The sequence below is a fragment of the Methylomagnum ishizawai genome (assembly GCF_019670005.1).
Classification (GTDB): domain Bacteria; phylum Pseudomonadota; class Gammaproteobacteria; order Methylococcales; family Methylococcaceae; genus Methylomagnum; species Methylomagnum ishizawai.
Genome location: NZ_AP019783.1, coordinates 3,512,099 through 3,533,086 on the forward strand (window position 1 = coordinate 3,512,099; position 20,988 = coordinate 3,533,086).

The 20,988-nt window shown below is 60.7% G+C and carries 19 protein-coding genes and 1 tRNA gene; 2 read left to right on the forward strand and 18 right to left on the reverse strand.

The genetic code is table 11. The features are described 5' to 3' along the window. Positions 1–125: 125 nt before the first annotated feature. From erpA to mtnA, 6 genes are all read right to left on the reverse strand, one after another. Positions 126–461, reverse strand: a complete 336-nt coding sequence (gene erpA, locus K5658_RS16025) for an iron-sulfur cluster insertion protein ErpA (protein ID WP_221064106.1) — start codon at positions 459–461, stop codon at positions 126–128. 182 nt (positions 462–643) lie between these two features. Then, complete coding sequence (locus K5658_RS16030) at positions 644–1,057, reverse strand: septal ring lytic transglycosylase RlpA family protein (RefSeq protein WP_221064107.1); 414 nt, start codon at positions 1,055–1,057, stop codon at positions 644–646. A gap of 263 nt (positions 1,058–1,320) precedes the next feature. Beyond that, the gene (gene serS, locus K5658_RS16035; protein ID WP_221064108.1) at positions 1,321–2,595 is read right to left on the reverse strand and encodes a serine--tRNA ligase; all 1,275 of its coding nucleotides are present in this window, start codon (positions 2,593–2,595) and stop codon (positions 1,321–1,323) included. Positions 2,596–2,704: 109 nt separating this feature from the next. After that, positions 2,705–3,019 (reverse strand): DUF190 domain-containing protein, encoded by a 315-nt coding sequence (locus tag K5658_RS16040; protein ID WP_221064109.1) that lies wholly within the window; start codon positions 3,017–3,019, stop codon positions 2,705–2,707. Continuing rightward, on the reverse strand, positions 3,016–3,702 hold the full coding sequence (gene crcB / locus K5658_RS16045) for a fluoride efflux transporter CrcB (protein WP_221064110.1): 687 nt from the start codon (positions 3,700–3,702) through the stop codon (positions 3,016–3,018). The genes K5658_RS16040 and crcB overlap by 4 nt, the downstream gene beginning before the upstream one ends. After that, positions 3,699–4,787 (reverse strand): S-methyl-5-thioribose-1-phosphate isomerase, encoded by a 1,089-nt coding sequence (mtnA, locus tag K5658_RS16050; protein WP_221064111.1) that lies wholly within the window; start codon positions 4,785–4,787, stop codon positions 3,699–3,701. The genes crcB and mtnA overlap by 4 nt, the downstream gene beginning before the upstream one ends. A 252-nt stretch (positions 4,788–5,039) precedes the next feature. Here mtnA and K5658_RS16055 point away from each other — a divergent pair, with 252 nt between their 5' ends. After that, positions 5,040–5,258 (forward strand): hypothetical protein, encoded by a 219-nt coding sequence (locus tag K5658_RS16055; protein WP_221064112.1) that lies wholly within the window; start codon positions 5,040–5,042, stop codon positions 5,256–5,258. Here the strand turns inward: K5658_RS16055 and rlmB are convergent. Both rlmB and rnr read right to left on the reverse strand, forming a co-directional pair. Then, positions 5,255–6,010, reverse strand: coding sequence for a 23S rRNA (guanosine(2251)-2'-O)-methyltransferase RlmB (gene rlmB, locus K5658_RS16060; RefSeq protein WP_221064113.1), 756 nt, complete (start codon positions 6,008–6,010; stop codon positions 5,255–5,257). The genes K5658_RS16055 and rlmB overlap by 4 nt on opposite strands. After that, positions 6,007–8,229, reverse strand: a complete 2,223-nt coding sequence (gene rnr, locus K5658_RS16065) for a ribonuclease R (protein WP_221064114.1) — start codon at positions 8,227–8,229, stop codon at positions 6,007–6,009. Before rnr ends, rlmB begins: the two co-directional genes overlap by 4 nt. 198 nt (positions 8,230–8,427) lie before the next feature. Here rnr and K5658_RS16070 point away from each other — a divergent pair. After that, a tRNA-Leu gene (locus tag K5658_RS16070) sits at positions 8,428–8,512 on the forward strand. Positions 8,513–8,609: 97 nt separating this feature from the next. Here the strand turns inward: K5658_RS16070 and K5658_RS16075 are convergent. The 10 genes from K5658_RS16075 to recN all read right to left on the reverse strand — a co-directional run bounded on the left by K5658_RS16075 (position 8,610) and on the right by recN (position 20,986). Beyond that, complete coding sequence (locus K5658_RS16075; RefSeq protein ID WP_221064115.1) at positions 8,610–9,902, reverse strand: adenylosuccinate synthase; 1,293 nt, start codon at positions 9,900–9,902, stop codon at positions 8,610–8,612. Positions 9,903–9,940: 38 nt separating this feature from the next. Further along, on the reverse strand, positions 9,941–11,137 hold the full coding sequence (locus tag K5658_RS16080) for an ATP phosphoribosyltransferase regulatory subunit (RefSeq protein ID WP_221064116.1): 1,197 nt from the start codon (positions 11,135–11,137) through the stop codon (positions 9,941–9,943). A gap of 4 nt (positions 11,138–11,141) precedes the next feature. Continuing rightward, positions 11,142–12,002: a protease modulator HflC gene (gene hflC / locus K5658_RS16085; protein ID WP_221064117.1), complete on the reverse strand. Its 861-nt coding sequence runs from the start codon at positions 12,000–12,002 to the stop codon at positions 11,142–11,144. A 2-nt stretch (positions 12,003–12,004) separates the two neighbouring features. After that, on the reverse strand, positions 12,005–13,201 hold the full coding sequence (hflK, locus tag K5658_RS16090) for an FtsH protease activity modulator HflK (protein ID WP_221064118.1): 1,197 nt from the start codon (positions 13,199–13,201) through the stop codon (positions 12,005–12,007). A 125-nt stretch (positions 13,202–13,326) separates the two neighbouring features. Next, positions 13,327–14,619, reverse strand: a complete 1,293-nt coding sequence (hflX, locus tag K5658_RS16095; RefSeq protein ID WP_221064119.1) for a ribosome rescue GTPase HflX — start codon at positions 14,617–14,619, stop codon at positions 13,327–13,329. A gap of 63 nt (positions 14,620–14,682) precedes the next feature. Next, positions 14,683–14,928: an RNA chaperone Hfq gene (gene hfq / locus K5658_RS16100; RefSeq protein ID WP_085215124.1), complete on the reverse strand. Its 246-nt coding sequence runs from the start codon at positions 14,926–14,928 to the stop codon at positions 14,683–14,685. Between the two features lie 148 nt (positions 14,929–15,076). Continuing rightward, complete coding sequence (gene gloA / locus K5658_RS16105; protein ID WP_246628463.1) at positions 15,077–15,466, reverse strand: lactoylglutathione lyase; 390 nt, start codon at positions 15,464–15,466, stop codon at positions 15,077–15,079. 42 nt (positions 15,467–15,508) lie between these two features. Next, on the reverse strand, positions 15,509–16,852 hold the full coding sequence (glmM, locus tag K5658_RS16110) for a phosphoglucosamine mutase (RefSeq protein ID WP_221064120.1): 1,344 nt from the start codon (positions 16,850–16,852) through the stop codon (positions 15,509–15,511). Positions 16,853–16,975: 123 nt separating this feature from the next. Then, positions 16,976–18,886 (reverse strand): ATP-dependent zinc metalloprotease FtsH, encoded by a 1,911-nt coding sequence (gene ftsH, locus K5658_RS16115; RefSeq protein WP_221066999.1) that lies wholly within the window; start codon positions 18,884–18,886, stop codon positions 16,976–16,978. A 414-nt stretch (positions 18,887–19,300) separates the two neighbouring features. Then, a complete protein-coding gene (gene recN / locus K5658_RS16120) occupies positions 19,301–20,986 on the reverse strand; it encodes a DNA repair protein RecN (RefSeq protein ID WP_221064121.1) in 1,686 nt (561 codons plus the stop codon). Between the last annotated feature and the right edge of the window lie 2 nt (positions 20,987–20,988).

Here is a 20,988-nt window from a genome sequence, read left to right on the forward strand (position 1 = left end):
TATAACAGGCGGGGCCGAACCGCCGCTAAATCGGCGGGGGATCGGCAAGCCTTGGAATCCAAAGCTTGCTTTGGCTGGGTGGCGGGGATGTCCAAAGCCAGCTTTGGACTCCAGATCGCGCGGAATCAGACGGAGAAGGACGAACCGCAGCCGCAAGTGGTACTGGCGTTGGGATTGCGGATGACGAACTGGGAACCCGACAGCCCTTCGGTGTAGTCGATCTCGGCACCGCTCAGGTATTGGATGCTCATGGCATCGACCAGCACGGTGACGCCGTTCCTTTCAACCAGGGTGTCGTCCTCCGCCACGCTCTCGTCGAAGGTGAAGCCATATTGGAAACCGGAACAACCGCCGCCGGTGACATAGACCCTGAGCTTCAGGGCGTCGTTGCCTTCCTCGGCGATGAGTTCGCTGACTTTCACGGCCGCGCTGTCGGTGAATTTGATCGCTGCTTCGCTCATGGCGCACTTCCAGGGTTGGGGTTGGGAGGAGCGCGATTATGCGATTAACCTAGTATTTCAGTCAACAATAGGGCCATAAAAAATCCCCATCGTGGGGGCGCGGGGAACCGGGATTAAATAGCTTCGGCTGCGCCGTATGCGACTCCTTACGATGCAGCCGAAACCACTATCTACCCTCGGCCTCAGCCATCCTCGTCGTCGTAGCCGATGACCTCGTATTTGACATGGGCCAAACCGGACCTCAAAAAGCCCAGTTCGTGGGCCGCCCGCCGGGACAGGTCCAGCGTGCGCCCCCGCGGCGGATGGCCCCGGTCGTTGACCCTCACCTCGACGCTGCGGTTGTTGGCGAGGTTGGTGACCCGCAAACGGGTACCGAATGGCAATGATCGGTGCATGGCGGTGAACTCGTTCTGGCTGAACCGTTCGCCGCTGGCGGTCCTCCGTCCATGGAACCGATTGCTGTAATAAGAAGCGATGCCCGTATGATGGGACTCCGCTTCGGCCTTTGGACTTGCCGTTTTGGCATGGCCAAACGTACAGAAAGATGCCAAGTAAACCGACAGAATGGAGTTAGCAATCAGTCGCTGCTTTTGCATCCGTCACCTCCGTTTTGGTTGCTGCTAGTGAACGTCGCGAGAGGGATGGTAGCCGATAATTCTAAGCCAGCCAACCCTTAGTAGCGGATCGTTATAACAGGTATAAAACAGTCCCTGTTTTATCTTGGCGCAGCGATTCCAAAAACCCATTTAAAATCAACCGCCCATCCGATCCGCGCAAGATGGGCGTTGCGCGCTCAAACCCCCATCCACGGCGGGCGGAAAACGGGTGGACGCCCCCGCGAACCGCCCTTCCCCCCGGATCAACCGATGATTTCGGTCCCGCCCATATAGGGCAACAAGGCGTCCGGCACCCGGATGCGGCCTTGTCCGTCCTGGTAGTTCTCCATGACCGCGATCAAGGTGCGCCCGACCGCGAGGCCGGAACCATTGAGGGTGTGGAGCAGTTCCGGCTTGCCGGTGTCGGGATTGCGCCACCGCGCCCGCAGCCGCCGGGCCTGGAAATCGCGGAAATTACTGCACGAGGAAATTTCCCGGTAGGCGTCCTGCCCCGGCAGCCAGACTTCCAGGTCGTAGGTCTTGGCCGAGGAAAAGCCGGTATCGCCCGCGCACAGCACCACCCGGCGGAACGGCAGTTGCAGGCGTTTCAGGATGGCTTCGGCGTGCGAGGTCAGCGCCTCGTGGGCTTGGGCCGAATCCTCGGGGCGGACGATCTGCACCAATTCCACTTTCTCGAACTGGTGCTGGCGGATCATGCCGCGCACGTCCTTGCCGTAGGAACCGGCCTCGCTGCGGAAGCACGGCGTGTGGCAGACGAACTTGAGCGGCATCCGGTCGGCCTCGACGATCACGTCGCGCACCAGATTCGTCACCGGCACTTCCGCCGTCGGGATCAGGTAGAAATCGGGGTCGTGGACCACCTTGAACAAATCGGCCTCGAACTTGGGCAACTGGCCGGTGCCGCGCAGGCTGTCGGCGTTGACCATGAACGGCACGTAGGTTTCGGTATAGCCATGCTCGGCGGTGTGGATGTCGAGCATGAACTGGGTCAGGGCGCGTTGCAGCCGGGCCAAGGGGCCTTGCAAGGTGACGAAGCGCGAGCCGGTGAGCTTCACCGCCGCCTCGAAATCCATCCCGGCCAGGCTGGTGCCCAGGTCGATATGGTCCTTGACCGGGAAAGAGAATTCCGGCGGCTGGCCCCAGCGGTGGATTTCCACGTTGTCGGCCTCGCCGCCGCCGTCCGGCACATCGGCATCGACGATATTGGGCACGCCCAGCACCAGTTCTTCCAGGCGGGCCTGGATTTGGTCCAACTCGCCCTCCATGCGCTTGAGGTCGTCGCCGAGATGCTGCATCTCGGCCAGGATGGGCTGGATATCCTCGCCGCGGGCCTTGGCCTGGCCGACCAGTTTGGAACGGGTGTTGCGCTCGTTCTGCAAGGCTTGGGTCGCGCTTTGAATATCCTTGCGGCGGGTTTCCAACTCGCGGAAGGCGGCGGTGTCCAGCTTGAAGGAACGCCGGGCCAACTGGGCTTCGACTTCTTCCAATTGGGTGCGGAAAAGGCGTGGGTCTAACATCGTTCGTCCTGTAGGTTGGAGTGGTTTGAAGGAGGAATCCCTGGCTCCGGCCGCGTGGGGCCGGATCGACGGCCGGGAAAAAGCGGGATTTTACGGGAGGCGGCGGGATTCATCCGTCCTTGGCGTGGGCCAGCGCCGGCAAGCTGATGACATGGGCCAGATCGAAGCGCTTGAGCAGGGATTCGATGGCGCGTTCGGCCCGCTCCGGCTCATCGTAGAATTCGACCACCAAGGGCAAATCCAGCGACAAATCGAGCAAGGACGAGGCGTGCAACCGGCCATCGCCGCCGACGCCGATCACACCGCGCGATACGGTCAAGCCGGCCACGCCTTGTTCCTCGCGCAGGAATTTCACCAGCTTGTCCAGCACATGCTCGCCCTCGCGGATATAAACCCGCACCCAGGTCATTTGATGGCTATTCATAGCTGCCTCCCGAGATAAAGCCCCAATCCCACCGCCACCGCGCTGCCCAGGGCGCTGGCGGCGAACCCACCCACCAGCCCACCCCAACCCGCCCCGGCGGACGCCAGCCCCGGCAGCACGGCCAAGGCCGAACCCATGGCGGTCAAGCCCAGGATGCCGACCACGGCGACGGCCTGGACCGGAACCGCCCAGCCCCCATGGCGGAACACGCCTTCGGCGCACAGCCCGGCCAGCCCGCCCAAGGCCAATACCAACAACCAGCGCCCATAGGCCCCATCCTGGCCCAATCCGAAATAGACCTCGCCCGCGAACAACCTACGCCCCACGATCAAACCCACCCACACCGCCGTCACGCACAGCACCACGCTGAGGAGCATATTGGCGGCGGCTTTCCAATAACCGCCTTGCTCGATGAGATAAAAGGACTCGATGGCGAAGGTGGAAAACGTGGTGTAAGCCCCGAGGAAACCGATCAACACCGCCGCCCGGTATTCCACCACGGCGGGGAAGCGTTGCAGCATCAGTTCGGTGAGGAAGCCCATCAGGAAGGAGCCGGACACATTGACGAACAAGGTGCCCACCGGAAAATCCCGGCCCAGCCAATCATAGATGGCGTTGGCGGTCCAGAACCGCACCAAGGCACCGACCGATCCGCCCAGGGCGATGGCGACCAGGGTATTCATAGCGCCCGGGCCGCGCCGCCGTCGATGGCCAGGCGCAAAGTCCGCATGGCGTCGGGTCCGGGGTTCCGCACCACGCCATGCTCGGTGACGATGGCATCGATGAGATGGGCCGGGGTCACATCGAACACCGGGTTCCAGGCCGAAATCAGGCTGTCCTCCCGCAGGAAATAGGGATTCAAGAGTTCGCGCGGGTCGCGCTCCTCGATTTCGATGCCCGCCCCGGCTTCGGTGCGCCAATCGATGGTCGAGACCGGGGCCGCCACCATGAATTTGACACCATGATGGCGGGCGGCGACCGCCAGGGCATAGGTGCCGATCTTGTTGGCGGTGTCGCCATTGGCGGCGATGCGGTCGGCCCCGACGATCACCCATTGCACTTGGCCGGATTTCATCAGATAAGCCGCCGCCGAATCGGCGATGAGTTGGGCCGGGATGCCGTCCTGTTCCAATTCCCATACCGTGAGCCGGGAGCCTTGCAGCCAGGGCCGGGTTTCACTGGCGAAAACCTTGCCCAAGCCACGGCGGTGGGCGCTGCGGATCACGCCCAGGGCGGTGCCATAGCCGCCGGTGGCGAGCGAGCCGGTATTGCAATGGGTCAAGACGCCGGTCGCGCCCGCCAGCAGATCGGCCCCGAGTTCGCCCATGCGCCGGTTCGCGGCCACATCGTCCGCGTGGATGGCGAGGGCGGCTTCCAGCAAGGCCGGGACGGGGTCGCCCGCCACCGCCTGGATCAAACCGCGCATCCGCTCCAAGGCCCAGAACAAATTCACCGCCGTGGGCCGGGACCGGGCCAGGGTGTCGAGGTCGGCCCCGATGGCGGTTTTCCAAACGGCGGGGTCGGCGGCATAACGCGCCGCCGCCGCCAACACCACCCCGTAGGCCGCCGCGATGCCGATGGCGGGAGCGCCGCGCACGCGCATGGTGGCGATGGCCTCGGCCACCGCGCCGACCGTGGCGCAGTCGTCATAATGGAGTGTGCCGGGGAGTTGGCGCTGGTCGAGTATGCGCAACAGGCCATCTTGCCAGTACAGGGCGCGGACGCTGTCCTTGCCTTCGGTGGGATGCGGGGTCGGGATCGCGGTCATGACTGTGGGATCGGGCTGGAAAAGTCGGGCATTTTATGACAGGGGGCGCGGGGCAACAAATCCGGGGCCGGGATACTTGGGCGGTCCACCCTGCCTGGCCTGCGGCATCCGCCGGAGGATGGCTTGCGGATACGCGGTATTTCCGGGAATCTTGCGGCTTGAACTTTCCCCCCGCCGCGCCCTCTATTCCCAGCGACGGCGGTATCCCGGCTGGCGGACCGCCGTCCCATCTTCCAACCTGGATTTATCGAGATGACCGTGGGAGGGCGTATGTATTTGGAAGCCTTCATCTGGAGCTGGGTCCACCTGCATCCCGGCTATCTGCTCAGGCAAACGGCCAAATTCCTGGGATTGGCCGCCTTGATCCTGGTGCCGCTGTTCCTCAGCAATGTCTATCTGGTCAAGCAGGGCTTCAAACCCACCGCGCCCAGCTTCCATATCGAAGCCAGCCCCGACGAAATACCGCATTAGGCCGGGACCGACCCCAAACGCTGCCGCACCGCCTCGAACAACAGGATGCCGGTGGCGACCGAGAGGTTGAGGCTTTCCACCTGCCCGGCCATGGGGATTTTGACCAGGAAATCGCAGCGCTCGCGGGTCAGCCGCCTGAGGCCCTTGCCTTCCGCGCCCACCACCAAGGCCAGCGGCAGGTTCAAATCGGTTTGGTAGACCGAGCGCTCCGCCTCGCCGGCCGCGCCCGCCACCCAGATTCCGCTGTCCTTCATCCAGCCCAAGGCCCGCGCCAGATTGGTCACCCGGTAGATCGGCACGGTTTCCGCCGCGCCGGAAGCCACCTTCGCCACTGTCGGCGTGATACCCACCGCCTGATCCTTGGTCAGCACCACGCCGCGCACGCCCGCCGCGTCGGCGGTACGCAGGCAAGCGCCCAGGTTGTGGGGGTCTTGAACCTGGTCCAACACCAAGAACAAAGGCAAGGGTTCCGGGTTCTCCAAAGCCCCGCGCAACTCGTGTTCGCCCAACTCTTCCGGCATCAGCAATTCCATCACCACGCCTTGGTGATGCTTGCCTTCGGCCAAGGCGTCGAGGCGGCTTTTACCGGCGGTCTGGGCCACGATGCCCAGGGCGTCGAGTTGACGCACCAGGGCGGCGATGCGGGCGTCGCCCCGGCGCTCGTCCAACCAGACATTGACGATCTTGTCGGGGCTGTGTTCGAGGGCCGCTTCCGCCGCATGCAGCCCCGCCAGCTTACGCCGCGCCTTCATTTGCGCCTCCGCTTGCGGGGGCGGCCCGCCGGGGCCGGTTTAGCTTCGGCCTTGACCAGTTCGAGGTCGATCTTGCGCTCGTCCAGGTCCACCCGCGCCACCACCACTTCGACGCTATCGCCGAGCCGGTAAACTTTGCCGGTGCGCTCGCCCTGCAAGCGGTAGCCCACGGGATCGTAATGGAAATAATCCTTGTCGAGGGTGGAGATATGCACCAAGCCCTCGATGAAGACATCCTTCAATTCCACGAAGAAACCGAAGCCCGTCACCGTCGAAATCACGCCCTCGAACTGCTCGCCCAGTTTGTCCTGCATGTATTCGCATTTGAGCCAAGCCACCACATCGCGGGTGGCGTCGTCGGCGCGGCGTTCGGTGAAGGAGCAATGTTCGCCCAGCACCACCATATCGCTGGCGGTGTAGGGGAATTCGCCCTTCTGCTTGCCTTCCAGGCTATGGCGGATGGCGCGGTGGACCAGGAGGTCCGGGTAGCGCCGGATCGGCGAGGTGAAATGGGTGTAGGCATCCAGCGCCAAGCCAAAATGGCCTTTCTTCTCGGGGCCATAGACGGCCTGGGACATGGAGCGCAGCAGGATGGTCTGGATCAAATGCTCGTCCGGGCGGCCCGCGATTTGATCCGACAGCACGAAATAATCCTTGGGCTCGGGCGTATCGCCGCCGCCCAGATTCAGGCCCAAGCGGCCCAGGAACGCCCGCAGATCGGTCAGCTTCTCGGCATTCGGGCCTTCGTGGACACGCACCACATGGGGGATTTTCTGGCGGGCGAGATAGCGGGCGGTGGCGGTGTTGGCGGCCAACATGCACTCCTCGATCAAGCGGTGGGCGTCGTTGCGGACCACCGGCACGATCTTCTCGATCTTCTTGCCTTCGCCGAACACGATGCGCGATTCCTGGGTGTCGAAATCCATCGCCCCCCGTTCCTCGCGGGCGCGGCGCAACACCCGGTACAAGGCATGGAGTTCTTCCAGATGCGGCAGCAGGTCGCGGTACTGGCGGCGCAAGCCCTTGTCGCCCTCGACCAGCAGCTTGGCGACCTCGGTATAGGTCAGCCGCGCCTTGGAGCGCATCAGGCCGGAGAAGAAGCGCGCGCGCAAAATGCCGCCCTCGGCGGTGATGTACATCTCGCACACCATGCACAAGCGCTCGACCTCGGGCTTGAGCGAGCAAAGGCCGTTGGACAGGATTTCCGGCAGCATCGGAATCACCCGGTCCGGGAAATAGACCGAAGTACCGCGCTTCTGGGCTTCCTCGTCCAAGGCCGTGCCCGGCAGCACGTAGGCGGACACATCGGCGATGGCGACATAGAGCTTCCAGCCCTTGGCCGTGCGCTCGCAATACACGGCGTCGTCGAAGTCGCGGGCGTCCTCGCCATCGATGGTAACGAGCGGCAGATGGCGCAAATCCTCGCGGCCCGCCTTGGCCGCTTCGGGCACGTTCTCGTCCATCCCGGCGATTTGGTCGAGGACCGCGTCCGGCCATTCGGCGGGCAGGTCGAAGCTGCGGATCGCCACCTCGATTTCCATGCCGGGGGCCATGTGGTCGCCGATCACCTGGGTGATCTTGCCGATGGGATCGCGCTGGCGGGTAGGTTGCTCGATGATCTCGACCAGGACGAACTGCCCCGGCTGGGCGGCGCACAAATGCTCTTCGGGAATCAGGATATCGTGGGCGATATGCTTGTTATCCGGCACCACGTAGGAGATACCGCGCTCCTGGAACAAGCGCCCGACCAATCTTTGGGTGTTGCGCTCCAAGACCTGGATCAAGCCGCCTTCCCGGCGCCCGCGCCGGTCCACCCCGCGCACGCTGACCAAGGCCCGGTCGTCGTGCATCAGGGCGCGCATTTCCTTGGAAGAGAGATAAAGGTCTTCGCCGCCCTCGTCGGGACGCAGGAAGCCGAAACCCTCGGCATGGCCGATCACCCGGCCCGCGATCAAATCGGTGTGGTCCACCACGCAATAGCGGTCGCGGCGGTTCTTGAGGAGCTGGCCGTCGCGCTCCATGGCGTTCAAACGCCGCCGCAGGGATTCGATGTCCTCGGCCTCGGTCAGCTCCAGCTGGGTGGCGATTTCCTCCAGTTTCTGCGGTACCCCGCGCTCCCGCATGATTTCCAGGATGAGTTCCCGGCTGGGGATGGGACGCGCGTATTTTCCGGCCTCGCGCTCGGCGAATGGATCCTTCAGGTTGCTGTGTTTTGCCATTTTCGGAGTCGGTGTTCCTTGATGATTATTTTTGCTGATTGTGGCAGAAATTCCCCGCCTACCTTAGCGCATCGTGGTTCGGAAAAGGATTGTCGGCGGCGGGCACGCTTTTTAAAAGCGAAGTGTTGACACGCATCCGCCATGATTGCATAATACTGGCTCCACACGGGCTGATACTTCAAAACACAGCCCACTCGTGCCGAGGTGGTGAAATTGGTAGACACGCATGATTCAGGTTCATGTGAGGCGACTCGTGGAGGTTCAAGTCCTCTCCTCGGCACCACCTCCCCCCTTATTGAATCCCCCCAAGATTTAGTTTTTTATTCCCGCTCCCAAACGGATCAACCGCCCCCTTGCGGGGACGGTCGTATGAGGTTTCCTCAGGCGAACGGATTCCTCAGGATAATGGTTTCGTTCCTATCCGGCCCCGTGGAAAGAATATCCACCGGCACGCCCACCAATTCCTGGATACGCTCGATATAAGCCCTGGCATTGGCGGGCAAGGCTTCATAATCGGTGATACCGGCGGTGGACTCCGCCCAACCCGGCATTTCCTCGATCACCGGCTCGCACTCGGCGTAGTTCTCGGCCCCGATGGGCACGGTCTTGATCTCCGCGCCCTTGTAGCGGTACGCGGTGCAAATCCCGATCTTCTCCAAACCATCCAGCACGTCCAGTTTGGTCAGGCACAGGCCGGTCAAACTGTTCAACTTGGCCGAGCGGTTCATCAGCACGGCGTCGAACCAGCCGCAGCGCCGCGCCCGCCCCGTGGTGGCCCCGAATTCCGCGCCCTTGGACGAAAGGTGCTTGCCGCGTTCGTCGAACAGTTCGGTCGGGAACGGGCCGTTGCCCACGCGGGTGGAATAGGCCTTGGTGATGCCCAGCACATAATCGAACTCCAACAGGCCCACCCCGCTACCGGCGGCGGCACCGCCCGCGGTCGTGCTGGAGGAAGTCACATAAGGGTAGGTGCCATGGTCGATATCCAGCATCGCCCCTTGCGCCCCCTCGAACAAGACGTTGCGGTCCTCGTCCCCGTAGCGGTGCAAGGTGCCCGCCACATCGCCCAGCATGGGCTTGATCTCCTCGCCCAGGGCCAGCAATCCATCCAGCATTTGCTGGTAGTCCAGTTTCTCCTGGCCGTAATACTGGGCCAGCACGAAGTTGTGGAGGTCCAGCAACTCCCTGAGCCGTTCGGCGAAGCTTCCGGGCGAGAAGAAATCCCCGGCCCGCAACCCCCGCCGCGCCGCCTTGTCCTCGTAGGCGGGACCGATACCGCGCCCGGTGGTGCCGATGGCCTTCGCGCCACGGGCCTTTTCGCGGGCCAGGTCCAGCGCGGCGTGGATCGGCAGGATCAGGGCGCAAGCCTCGCTGATGCTCAGGCGCTCCCGCACCGGCACGCCCGCCCCTTCCAGGAAGCGGATTTCCTCCATCAGTGCCTGCGGCGACAAGACCACGCCATTGCCGATGAAGCATTTGACATGGCCCCGGAGGATGCCCGAGGGGATCAGGTGCAACACGGTCTTCTTGCCATCGATGACCAGGGTGTGGCCGGCATTGTGCCCCCCCTGGAAGCGCACGACCCCATCGGCCTGTTCGGTCAGCAAATCGACCAGTTTCCCCTTGCCCTCATCGCCCCACTGGGTTCCGATGACTACGACGTTTTTTCCCATTCTTTTGGTCCAATGATTCTCAAAGGCGCGGCTGCGCGTTATCGGGGGTCCACTCCCACTACTTTCCATTCCAAACCCAGCTTGCGGAGTTCGGATTGGCAACCCATTTCCTGGGCGTTTTCGGTTTGTCCCGGCAACTCCTGCACGACGGTCCTGCCCGCCGCCCGCAGGTTGCGGATGGTCTCGTGCAGATCGGGATCGTCAACGGCGGGCGCGAAAATGGCGGGCACCTCCGCGACATCCCCGTCCGTCCCGGCCAAGCGGGCCAACACCCGCAAATCGGCGCTGAACCCGGTGGCCGGACGGGCGCGGCCAAATACCTTGCCGATTTCGTTGTAACGCCCGCCGCGGGCGATTTCCCGGCCATAGCCCGGCACGAAAGCCGCGAACACCACCCCGGTTTGATAGTGATAACCGCGCAGTTCCGCCAAGTCGAAATTGACCGGCAGCGCCGGGAACAGCCGGTTCAAACAAGCGGCAACCGCGTCGAGATCGGCCAGGGCGGAAGCCACGAACTCGCCGGCTTCGCCCAAACACCGCCTCGCATCGGCAAGGACGGCATGGGGACCGTTCAGGTCCAACAGCGCCAGCAAACGCTCCGCCGCCACCGCCGCCACCCGTGCGGCCTCCAGGAATTCAAGCAATTCGGTACGGTCCTTGCGCTGCAAGATGGCGAACAATTCGGCCTCCTGCCCGGCATCCAGCCCGGCCTGTTGGGCCAGACCGCGATAAATGCCGACATGCCCGAGGTCCAGATGCACCTCGGCGATACCCATCACCGCCAGCATTTCCAGCATCAGACGGATGATCTCGATATCGCTGGCCTTGCCGGCATGGCCGTACAACTCCGCACCCACCTGCATGGGGGCGCGGGTTTTTTCCAAATGGTCGGATTGGGTATGCAATACCGTACCGAGATAACACAGCCGCGCCGGCCGGTCGCCGCTCGCGGTGCGGGCATCGATACGGGCCACCTGCGGGGTCATATCGGCGCGGATACCCATCATCCGGCCGCTGATCTGGTCGATCAACTTGAAGGTCTCGAGGTCGAGGTCATACCCCGTCCCGACCAACAACGAATCCAGGAATTCGATAAACGGCGGGATCACCAGCCGATAACCCCAGGTGGCGAATAGGTCCAACACCTTGCGCCTGAGATATTCGATATGCGCCGATTCTTCGGGGAAAACCTCTTCGATACCTTCCGGCAATAACCAGCGATCTTGCTTCAACATCGATTTATTTGAGCTTTTTGAAGTACTGGAAGAACTCGGAATCCGGCTCCAACACGATCATATCGTTATCGTTCTTGAACGCCTGCCGATAAGCCATCAAACTGCGGTTGAACTGGAAGAATTCCCGGTTTTTGCCATAGGCCTCGGCATAGATTTCGGAAGCCTTGGCATCGCCCTCGCCGCGGCGGGTTTCGGCGTCCTTGTAGGCGCTGGCCAGCAAGACCTCGCGCTCCCTATCGGCCTCGGCACGGATGCGCTCGGCGGCCTCGGCCCCCCTGGAACGGAATTCCCGCGCCACCCGGTCGCGCTCGGCCACCATGCGGCGGTACACCGAAGAACTCACCTCTTCCGGCAAATCCACGCCCATCACCCGGATATCCACCACCTCGATCCCCAGCCCTTCCACCGCCGGATTCACCAGCTTGGTCAGCACATCGCGCAATTGATCGCGCTCGGAGGATACCAATTCACGGATGGTCCTTTTGCTGAACTCGCTGCGCAAGGCGTCCTTGGTGATCTGGTCGAGTCGGATATTGGCCTGGGCCTTGTCGCCGGCCACCGAGGTATAGAATTTCGCCACGTCGTTGATCCGCCATTTGACGAACCAATCCACGATCACATTCTTCTTTTCCGAGGTCAGGAAGCGCTCGGGCTTGGATTCCAAGGTGAGAATCCTATCGTCGAATTTCTTGACCTGCTGCCAGGGCAGTTTCACCTGGAACCCCGGCTCGAAATCGGTGCGGACGATCTTCTTGAATTCGAGCAGGATGGCTTTTTCGGTCTCGGACACCGTGAAGGCCGACATGGACAGGACCAGCAGCGCGAATGCCCCGGTTCCCAATAACAGGACGTTCTTATTGGCCATGATTATTGCCCCCTGCCTTCGCGGCCCCGCGAAGTCGTTGCACGTAAGCCCCTGAATCCGCTATCCGGGGCAGTTTGGACCGTGGCCGGTTGGCTTTCGGCTTCCCTGGCGACGGCGGTGGAAGCGGGTGGCCGCTGCAACTTATCCAGCGGCAGGTACATAATATTGTTGGAACCCTTCATGTCCACCAGCACCGTCCCGGTCTGCTCGAAAATTTCCTGCATCGCATCCAGGTACATACGCTCGCGGGTCACTTCGGGCGCTTTCTCGTATTCGGCCAAGAGTTGCCTGAAACGGGCCGATTCGCCTTCCGCCCTGGCAATCGCCCGCTGTTTATAGGCTTCGGACTCTTCCAGCAACCGCGCCGCCGCGCCGCGGGCCTTGGGCACCACTTCGTTGGCGTAGGCTTCGGCCTCGTTCTTCAAGCGTTGCTCGTCCTCGCGGGCCTTGATGGCGTCCTCGAAGGCGCTTTGGACTTCCTCCGGCGGTTGGGCATCGACCAGGCTGACATTGGTAACGCGGATGCCGGTTTGATATTGATCCAAGGTCTGTTGGATTTCGGTCTTGATATCGTCGGCGACCCGGCCCCGGCCTTCGGTCAGGACGAAATCCATGGTGTTCTTGCCGATCACGGCGCGTTGGGCGCTCTCGATCACCTGTTTGAGGGTGGCATCGGGGTCGGAGACATTGAATAGATAGGCTTGGGCGTCTTTGATCTGGTATTGCACGGCCAGCCGGATATCGATGATGTTTTCGTCCTCGGTCAGCATCAAGGCTTCCTTGGGCACCGAGGCCAGGCTTTGCTGACGCCCACCGGAGCGATAGCCGATTTCCAGGAAGCGCTGCTGCTCCATATTCACCACATCGACCTTTTCGATGGGGGCCGGGATATGCCAATGCAAACCCGGCAAAGTGGTATCCACATAGCGGCCAAAACGGGTCACCACGGCGCGGCTGCCTTCATCCACCGAATAAATGCCGCCGAACAGGGTCCATGCCCCCAAACCGATGGCGGCGATCATCCCCACCGTCCTCAAGGGGGCGCTATCCCCACCGCCCCCCGGAGTCCCGCCGCCAAAAATCTTGCCGATCTTGTCCTGCAAACCCCGCATGACCTCGTCCAAATCCGGCGGCGTTTCTTGTTGGTCGCGCCCGCTCCAAGGATCTTTTTTATTACCGCCCGGTTCATTCCAGGACATCGCACAACTCCCGTACCAGAAAAACTACCATGATTAAACCACCGGGATAGCCGTTTCGCCGCCGCCATGGGCATGGAATCCCTGGATGAATCCATGCCGCTGGCTATTCGATAAATAACCGAGTTTCAAACCCCGGATGAATCTCCAGGTCCGGCCAGCGCCCCCAACCCGGACGGCAAGCGCAAGCGGCCCAAATCCATCTTGGAAAGTTCGACCTCCAGCGTACATCCGCCCTCGTCGTCGAAGCGTTCGCTCAGCACCCGCGCCATATCGTACAAACGCGCCCGCAACGCGGCCTCGCCAGGAGCGATATGGATATTCCGGCGCACCATCGATTCGCTGAAATATTCGCCCATGGCCTCGATCAGCAAAGGCAATCCCGCGCCGGTCTGGGCGGAAATCCAAACCCCCGTGGGAAGGCCCTGCCCGTTCCGTTCCAGGCGGGGGATCGCCCCATCCAAGCAGTCGATCTTGTTGAACACCCGGATTTGGCAAACCTCGTCGGCCCCGATCTCGCCCAGGACGGAGTCCACCTCGGCCATGGTGGCTTCGAGGTTTTCGTCGCTGGCGTCGATCACATGCAGCAGCAAATCGGCCTCGATGGTCTCCTTGAGCGTGGACTTGAAAGCCGCGACCAATTCGTGGGGCAAATGGCGTATGAACCCCACCGTATCGGCGAGGACCACCGTCAATGCTGGCGTCAGGGAAAGCCGCCGGAAGGTCGGATCGAGCGTGGCGAACAATTGATCCGCAGCGAACACGGCGGCCCCGGTCAGGGCGTTGAAGAGGGTGGACTTGCCGGCGTTGGTATAGCCCACCAAGCCTATGGTCGGTATTTCCGCCCGCTTCCGCGCCAACCGGCCTTGGCCGCGCTGCTTCTCAACCTTATCCAAGCGCTTTTGGATTTGGCCGATCCGCTTACCGATCAAACGCTTGTCGGTCTCCAACTGGGTTTCGCCGGGACCGCGCAGGCCGATGCCGCCTTTTTGGCGCTCCAAATGCGTCCACCCACGCACCAAGCGGGTGGAAATATGCCGGAGTTGGGCAAGTTCGACCTGCAATTTACCTTCGAAGGATTGGGCCCGCTGGGCGAATATATCCAGGATCAAGCCGGTGCGGTCCACGACGCGGACGGAGAGTTCCTTCTCCAAGTTGCGTTCCTGGCTGGGTGTCAACGGGTGGTTGAACAGGACCAATTCCGCTTGGTGGGCTTTGACGACTTGGGACAATTCCTCCAGTTTGCCTTTGCCGATATAACTGCGGGGATCGGGTATACGGCGGTTGCCGGTAACCACGGCGACCGGTTCGGCACCGGCGGAGATGGCCAGTTCGCGCAATTCGGCCAACGATTCCGTATCCTCGCCGCCGACGGCATGGACCAGCACCGCACGTTCACCTAGCTTAGGACGCTCGAACAAAAACCCGTTTCTCCACGATCTGAATCATAAGCGATGGCTAGCCTGTGAGGTGATGGGCAAAGGTCAGGCTTCCTCCTCGAAGCCTTCCTGTCCATGGGGCAAGCGGATTTGGCGGGCCGGAACGATGGTTGAAATCGCGTGTTTGTAAACCATTTGGCTTACGGTATTTTTCAAGATGATGACATATTGGTCGAACGAATCCACCTTGCCTTGCAATTTGATGCCGTTCACCAAGTAGATCGACACTGGGACGTGTTCTTTTCTCAAAGCATTCAAAAACGGATCTTGCAGATTTTGCCCTTTTGACATCCTATTTCTCCTTATTGTTATAGGTTAACAACCTATGGTATCGGTGCGAAGCTAGATAAAGCAGGAACACCCTGTTCAGCATTGCACAGGTTTATATTGGAATCAAACTTCCATTCCCAAACAACGAGGCCACCCACAGTGGCGATTATCACCCCTTCTGATTGAGCAACTCGATCTTGTAGCCATCGGGATCCTCCACAAAAGCGATCACAGTCGAGCCGTGTTTCATCGGGCCCGCCTCGCGCACCACCTTGCCCCCGCTGGATCTGATTTGCTCCACGGCCGAGTATACATCCCCGACCTCGATGGCAATATGGCCGAATCCGCCGCCCAAATCGTAACTTTCGGTATCCCAGTTATAGGTTAACTCTATCACGGTTTGCGTGGATTCCTCGCCATAACCCACAAAGGCCAAGGTGAACCTGCCATCGGGATATTCATGCCGACGCAGCAAACGCATCCCCAACACTTCGGTATAGAAGCGGATCGATCTGTCCAAATCCCCGACCCTGAGCATGGTGTGGAGAATTCTCATCATTCCTCTCCGTTACGACCTCAATCAGCTTTATCCCGTTAGAAGTCAAGCGCCCAAGATTTCCGATAGCGTATTGGCCAAATAATCCGCAAAGCCCCGGACTTTTTCAAAATCCTCGCCCTCGACCATGATACGGACCAAAGGTTCCGTGCCCGAGGGACGCAAAAGCACCCGTCCACAGCCCCGCATGGCCTGCTCAATCTCCGCCTTGACCCGCTGCACCGGCTCGATGGTATCGAGATCGACCTTTTGGCTGATCCTCACATTGACCAAGCATTGGGGATATTTCGTCATGCCGTGCTTGAGGTCATGCAAAGTTTGCTTGGTACTATGTATGGCTTCCATGACTTGCAGGGCGGAAATAATACCATCGCCGGTGGTAATCCGATCCCGGCAGATGATATGGCCCGAACTTTCCCCACCCAAATTACTTTCATGGCGGAGCATCATTTCCATTACATAACGGTCACCCACCGCCGCCCGTTTGAAATCGACGCCCATTTTTTCCAGGGCTTGTTCAAGTCCCAAATTACTCATTTGGGTGCCCACCACCGGGCCATGCAATAATCCCTGTCCCAACCGCGCCATGGCGATAATGTACAGGATTTCATCGCCGTCCAACACTTCCCCGGTATGGTCGACCATAATCAATCGGTCGCCATCGCCATCGAGTGCGATGCCGAAATCCGCCCCTTCCTCCACCACGGCTTGGCTCAACCGGGCAGGTTGGGTGGCACCGATACGGTCGTTGATATTCAAACCATTAGGCTGGGCGCCAATAGCAACGACGCTCGCGCCGATTTCTGTGAAAACATGGGGCGCGATATGGTAGGTCGAGCCATGGGCACAATCGACCACGATCTTGGTGCCGGTGAAATCCAACCGGGCGGGAATAGTGCTTTTACAGAATTCTATATAACGACCGGCGGCGTCGGTCATCCGCGACGCCTTGCCGATACGACCGGAATCCACGGTCGTCATGGGCTGGGCGATTTCCGTCTCGATCTGCAATTCGATCTCGTCGGGAAGTTTCATGCCGTCGGGACCGAAAAATTTGATCCCATTATCGTAATAAGGATTATGGGAGGCGCTGATGACGATACCTGCCTGCGCCCGGAAAGTCCGGGTCAGATAGGCGACCGCCGGAGTAGGCATCGGCCCCAATAATTGGGTATTCACACCCGCTGCCGACAAACCCGCCTCCAGGGCCGACTCGAACATATAGCCCGATATCCGGGTATCCTTCCCGATCAATACGGTCTGATGTTGGCCTTCCCGAGCGAACACCCGCCCAGCGGCCCATCCCAGCTTAAGCACGAAATCCGGCGTGATGGGGTATTCGCCTACCTTACCCCTAATCCCGTCCGTGCCAAAATAGGTTTTTTTCATTAGCGTCCTCTCACCAGACTATACAAGAAATCCATTCCCCTTTGCTTTCCTTGGCAAACCCCACACGAATCAAACCCCCGCCCTTGAAGACGCGGGGGCTCGAAATAGCCTGAGGAATATCGGTCAGTGCTGTTCGGCAGCCTTGCCAATTCCACCCGGCCCTTGGGTTTTAGCGTCTTTGGAACCCAAGGCGCTACCATCGCTGGGCGGCGATTCTTCCCAGCTTTGTGGTGGACGGGGTAGCTTGCCTTCCATGATATCGTCGATCTGAAACCGATCTATGGTTTCATATTTAATCAAGGCATCGGCCATGACATGCAGTTTTTCGAGGTTTTCCCGCAGGATGCGCTCGGAACGTTCGTAATTGCGGTCGATCACCGAGCGGATTTCTTCGTCGATGAGATGCGCGGTTTCCTCCGACACCATTTTGTGCTTGGTGACGGAACGCCCCAGGAATACCTCGCCTTCCTCTTCACTATAAGCCAACGGACCCAAGCGTTCCGACAAGCCCCAGCGGGTCACCATATTGCGGGAAATATTGGTCGCCCGCTCGATATCGTTTTGCGCCCCGGTAGTGACTTTCTCTTTGCCAAAAACGATTTCCTCGGCGATACGGCCACCAAACAGGCTGGAAATTTGGCTTTCGAGTTTCTGCTTGCTGGCGCTGTATTGGTCGCGTTCCGGCAAGAACATAGTGATGCCGAGCGCCCGGCCCCTGGGCATGATACTCACTTTATAAACCGGATCATGTTCCGGCACCAAACGCCCGACAATCGCATGTCCAGCCTCGTGATAAGCCGTCAACCGCTTTTCCTCGTCGGTCATGACCATGGATTTCCGCTCCACGCCCATGAGGATTTTATCCTTGGCCTTCTCGAAATCTTCCATATCGACATGGCGCTTATTCTTACGGGCGGCGAACAAAGCCGCTTCGTTCACCAAACTCGCCAAATCGGCCCCGGAAAAACCAGGAGTGCCGCGGGCGAGATATTCGACCTCGACATTGCCCGCCATCGGCACCCGTTTCATATGGACTTTGAGGATATGTTCGCGGCCACGCACATCGGGCAGACCCACCACCACCTGCCTATCGAAACGGCCCGGCCGCAACAAGGCCGGGTCCAACACATCCGGGCGGTTGGTCGCGGCGATCACAATAATACCTTCGCTGCCCTCGAAACCGTCCATCTCGACCAGCAATTGGTTGAGGGTTTGCTCGCGCTCGTCATGGCCACCGCCAAGACCCGCGCCACGATGGCGACCCACCGCGTCGATTTCATCGATGAAGATAATGCAAGGCGCGTTCTTCTTGGCTTGCTCGAACATGTCGCGGACCCTGGAAGCGCCGACGCCCACGAACATTTCCACGAAATCGGAACCCGAGATCGAAAAGAACGGCACCTTGGCCTCGCCGGCAATGGCACGGGCAAGCAAGGTTTTACCGGTACCCGGCGGCCCCACCATCAAAGCGCCTCGGGGGATTTTGCCACCGAGCTTCTGGAACTTGCTGGGATCTTTGAGGAAATCCACCATTTCCTGCACGTCTTCCTTGGCTTCCTCGACGCCCGCGACATCGGCGAAAGTCACCTTGACCTGGTCCTCTTCGATCAAGCGGGCGCGGCTCTTGCCGAAGGACATCGCGCCCCGCCCCCCCGCGCCGCCCTGCATCTGCCGCATGAAGAAAATCCATACGCCGATCAATAGCAACATCGGGAACCAAGAGATGAAAATCTGCATCAGCAAGGACTGGGATTCGGGCGGTTGGGCCTTGATCTCCACATGGTTTTCCAGGAGATCGTCGACGAGGTGGGGGTCTTCGGGCGGACTGTAGGTGGAGAATTTCTCGCCCGTCGCCAAAGCGCCCCTGATGAACGACCCTTCGATGTTGACTTGCTTGACCTGGCCTTCCTTCACAGCCGAGATGAACTGCGAGTAGGACATGGAGGAATCCACCGATTTGCGGGAGCCGAAGTTGTTGAACACCGACATCAGCACCACGGCGATGACGATCCACAAAATGATGTTTTTCAACATGTCGTTCACGATCTTACTTCCTCGTCGGAACGGGTCCGACTTTCGTTGAAATAGTTTAGTAATGCTATCAGGATATCGTTCAACACACACCTGCCGATAAGGTTCGTGAACGGGTCGGATCGGCCAGCGACCAGGTAATCAAGTTCGAATTCGACCGCGTTTTCAAACATTGGTTCAGCGGCGCGGAACCGGCGGCGGATTCTGTGCCAATATCCTGACAAGCGCTTGAATTCCTTAGGCACGGAACCCGGACGCCACAAATTCCAGTCCCGCCCGACAAAGCCCGCATAACGAGTTGGCCTGGCCAATATCCAAAAGAATATAGGAAATTCCCGGCCCCGCCAGAGGAAAAACCCGGTTTTCTTGCCAAGGCAAACCGGACGATAGGCGTTTTCCGACCGACAAAACGCAGGTTTACTCCCCGCCGGAACCCTGGAAACCCAACATTTCCTCGGCATGGGCCAGGGTTTGCCGGGTCAGACGGACGCCGCCCAGCATCCGGGCGATTTCGCGGGTCCGCTCTTGGCCATCGAGCTTACGCACGGTGGATTGGGTCACACCGCCACCGCTGGATTTTTCCACCAGCAAATGATGATGGCCCTGGGCCGCGACCTGCGGTAGGTGGGTCACGCAAAACACCTGCCGCCCCTGCTGGCCCAGCATCCGCAATTTCTGCCCGACGATCTCGGCGATACCACCGCCGATGCCGGTGTCCACCTCGTCGAAAATCAAGCTGGGCACGGTCTTGGAATCGGTCGCGGCGACCTGGATCGCCAAACTGATCCGCGACAATTCGCCGCCGGAAGCCACCCGCGCCAAGGGCCGCGGCGGCAGTCCCGGATTGGCGCTGACCAGGAATTCGACTTGATCCCCGCCGTACGGGGCCGGTTCCTTGCCATCCACGGGCCGCACCTCCATCAGCAAGCAGCCCTGCGGCATTCCCAGTTCGCGGATCGCCGCCGAAATCTTGTCCTGCAATTCCAGCGCGGCCAGGCGGCGGCGCTCCGACAGGATCGCGGCCAAACCGGCATATTCGGTGGCGATTTGCTCGAATTCCAGTTGGGCGGCCTCCGCCGCTTCGGAACCCTGGGCGATCTGGGCCAATTCCTCCGCCAGCGCGTCGAGATGGGTGGGCAATTCCTCGGGCCGCACCCGGTGCTTGCGGGCCAGACGGTGCAAATCGCCCAGCCGGCTTTCCAACCAATCGAAGCGGGCCGGATCGGCTTCCAAACGGTCGAGCTGACGGCGCAATTGCAGCGCAGCTTCCTTCACCTGGACTTGCGCTTCCTTGAGCATGGCGAGAGGCTCCAGCAATTCCGGGGCCAGTTGTCCAAGATCGGCCAGCGCATGGACCGCCTGGGCCAATTGCGAATTCACCGAACGGGTTTCATCTTCGTACAAGGCTTCGAGCTGGGCCTGCCCCGTGGACAGGATTTTGCCCATATTGGCCTGTAACGTGTGTTCCTCGATCAAAGCTTTATAGTCCAAATCGGCGATATCGTGCTGTTCCAATTCGTCGATTTGATAGCGCAGCAATTCTTCGCGGGCCACCCGATCCCTGGCCGCGTTTTCGCTTTGCGCCAGTTCATCGCGCAAAACCCGCCAGCGCCGATAAAGTCCTTCGATCTTGGCCAACAATTCGCCGTTGCCCGCGGCCGCGTCCAGCAAACGGCGCTGTTCCTGGGACTTAAGCAATTGGACATGGGCATGCTGGCCGTGGATTTCAACCAGCCCGGCCCCCAATTCTTGCAAAGCCTGCAAAGTCACGGGCCGGTTGTTGATATAAGCCTTGGAGCGCCCGTCCGCATTGACGAGGCGGCGCACCAGGCAATCGCCGTTGTGGCCGAGGTCGTGGTCTTCCAGCCATTGCCGCGCCGCCGGGCTGTCGGCCACATCGAAACCGAGATTGATTTCGGCCCGGTTCGCGCCCGGACGGATGAAGCCGGAATCGGCCCGGTCGCCCAGCGCCAAACCCAGCGCGGTCAGCAGGATCGATTTGCCGGCCCCGGTTTCCCCGGTCAGCACGGTGAGGCCGGCGTCGAACTCCAACTCCAGGGTTTCGACCACGGCCAGGTCGCGGATACCGAGATGGACCAGCATGG

Coding starts and splice junctions, on each gene's coding strand:
- hfq (WP_085215124.1), bottom strand. CDS start 14,928: ATGTCAAAAGGGCAAAATCTGCAAGATCCGTTTTTGAATGCTTTGAGA.
- gloA (WP_246628463.1), bottom strand. CDS start 15,466: ATGATGAGAATTCTCCACACCATGCTCAGGGTCGGGGATTTGGACAGA.
- K5658_RS16075 (WP_221064115.1), bottom strand. CDS start 9,902: ATGGGAAAAAACGTCGTAGTCATCGGAACCCAGTGGGGCGATGAGGGC.
- K5658_RS16055 (WP_221064112.1), top strand. CDS start 5,040: ATGACCGTGGGAGGGCGTATGTATTTGGAAGCCTTCATCTGGAGCTGG.
- crcB (WP_221064110.1), bottom strand. CDS start 3,702: ATGAATACCCTGGTCGCCATCGCCCTGGGCGGATCGGTCGGTGCCTTG.
- K5658_RS16040 (WP_221064109.1), bottom strand. CDS start 3,019: ATGAATAGCCATCAAATGACCTGGGTGCGGGTTTATATCCGCGAGGGC.
- ftsH (WP_221066999.1), bottom strand. CDS start 18,886: ATGTTGAAAAACATCATTTTGTGGATCGTCATCGCCGTGGTGCTGATG.
- mtnA (WP_221064111.1), bottom strand. CDS start 4,787: ATGACCGCGATCCCGACCCCGCATCCCACCGAAGGCAAGGACAGCGTC.
- K5658_RS16030 (WP_221064107.1), bottom strand. CDS start 1,057: ATGCAAAAGCAGCGACTGATTGCTAACTCCATTCTGTCGGTTTACTTG.
- K5658_RS16080 (WP_221064116.1), bottom strand. CDS start 11,137: ATGTTGAAGCAAGATCGCTGGTTATTGCCGGAAGGTATCGAAGAGGTT.
- recN (WP_221064121.1), bottom strand. CDS start 20,986: ATGCTGGTCCATCTCGGTATCCGCGACCTGGCCGTGGTCGAAACCCTG.
- rnr (WP_221064114.1), bottom strand. CDS start 8,229: ATGGCAAAACACAGCAACCTGAAGGATCCATTCGCCGAGCGCGAGGCC.
- erpA (WP_221064106.1), bottom strand. CDS start 461: ATGAGCGAAGCAGCGATCAAATTCACCGACAGCGCGGCCGTGAAAGTC.
- hflK (WP_221064118.1), bottom strand. CDS start 13,201: ATGTCCTGGAATGAACCGGGCGGTAATAAAAAAGATCCTTGGAGCGGG.
- hflC (WP_221064117.1), bottom strand. CDS start 12,002: ATGGCCAATAAGAACGTCCTGTTATTGGGAACCGGGGCATTCGCGCTG.
- rlmB (WP_221064113.1), bottom strand. CDS start 6,010: ATGAAGGCGCGGCGTAAGCTGGCGGGGCTGCATGCGGCGGAAGCGGCC.
- glmM (WP_221064120.1), bottom strand. CDS start 16,852: ATGAAAAAAACCTATTTTGGCACGGACGGGATTAGGGGTAAGGTAGGC.
- serS (WP_221064108.1), bottom strand. CDS start 2,595: ATGTTAGACCCACGCCTTTTCCGCACCCAATTGGAAGAAGTCGAAGCC.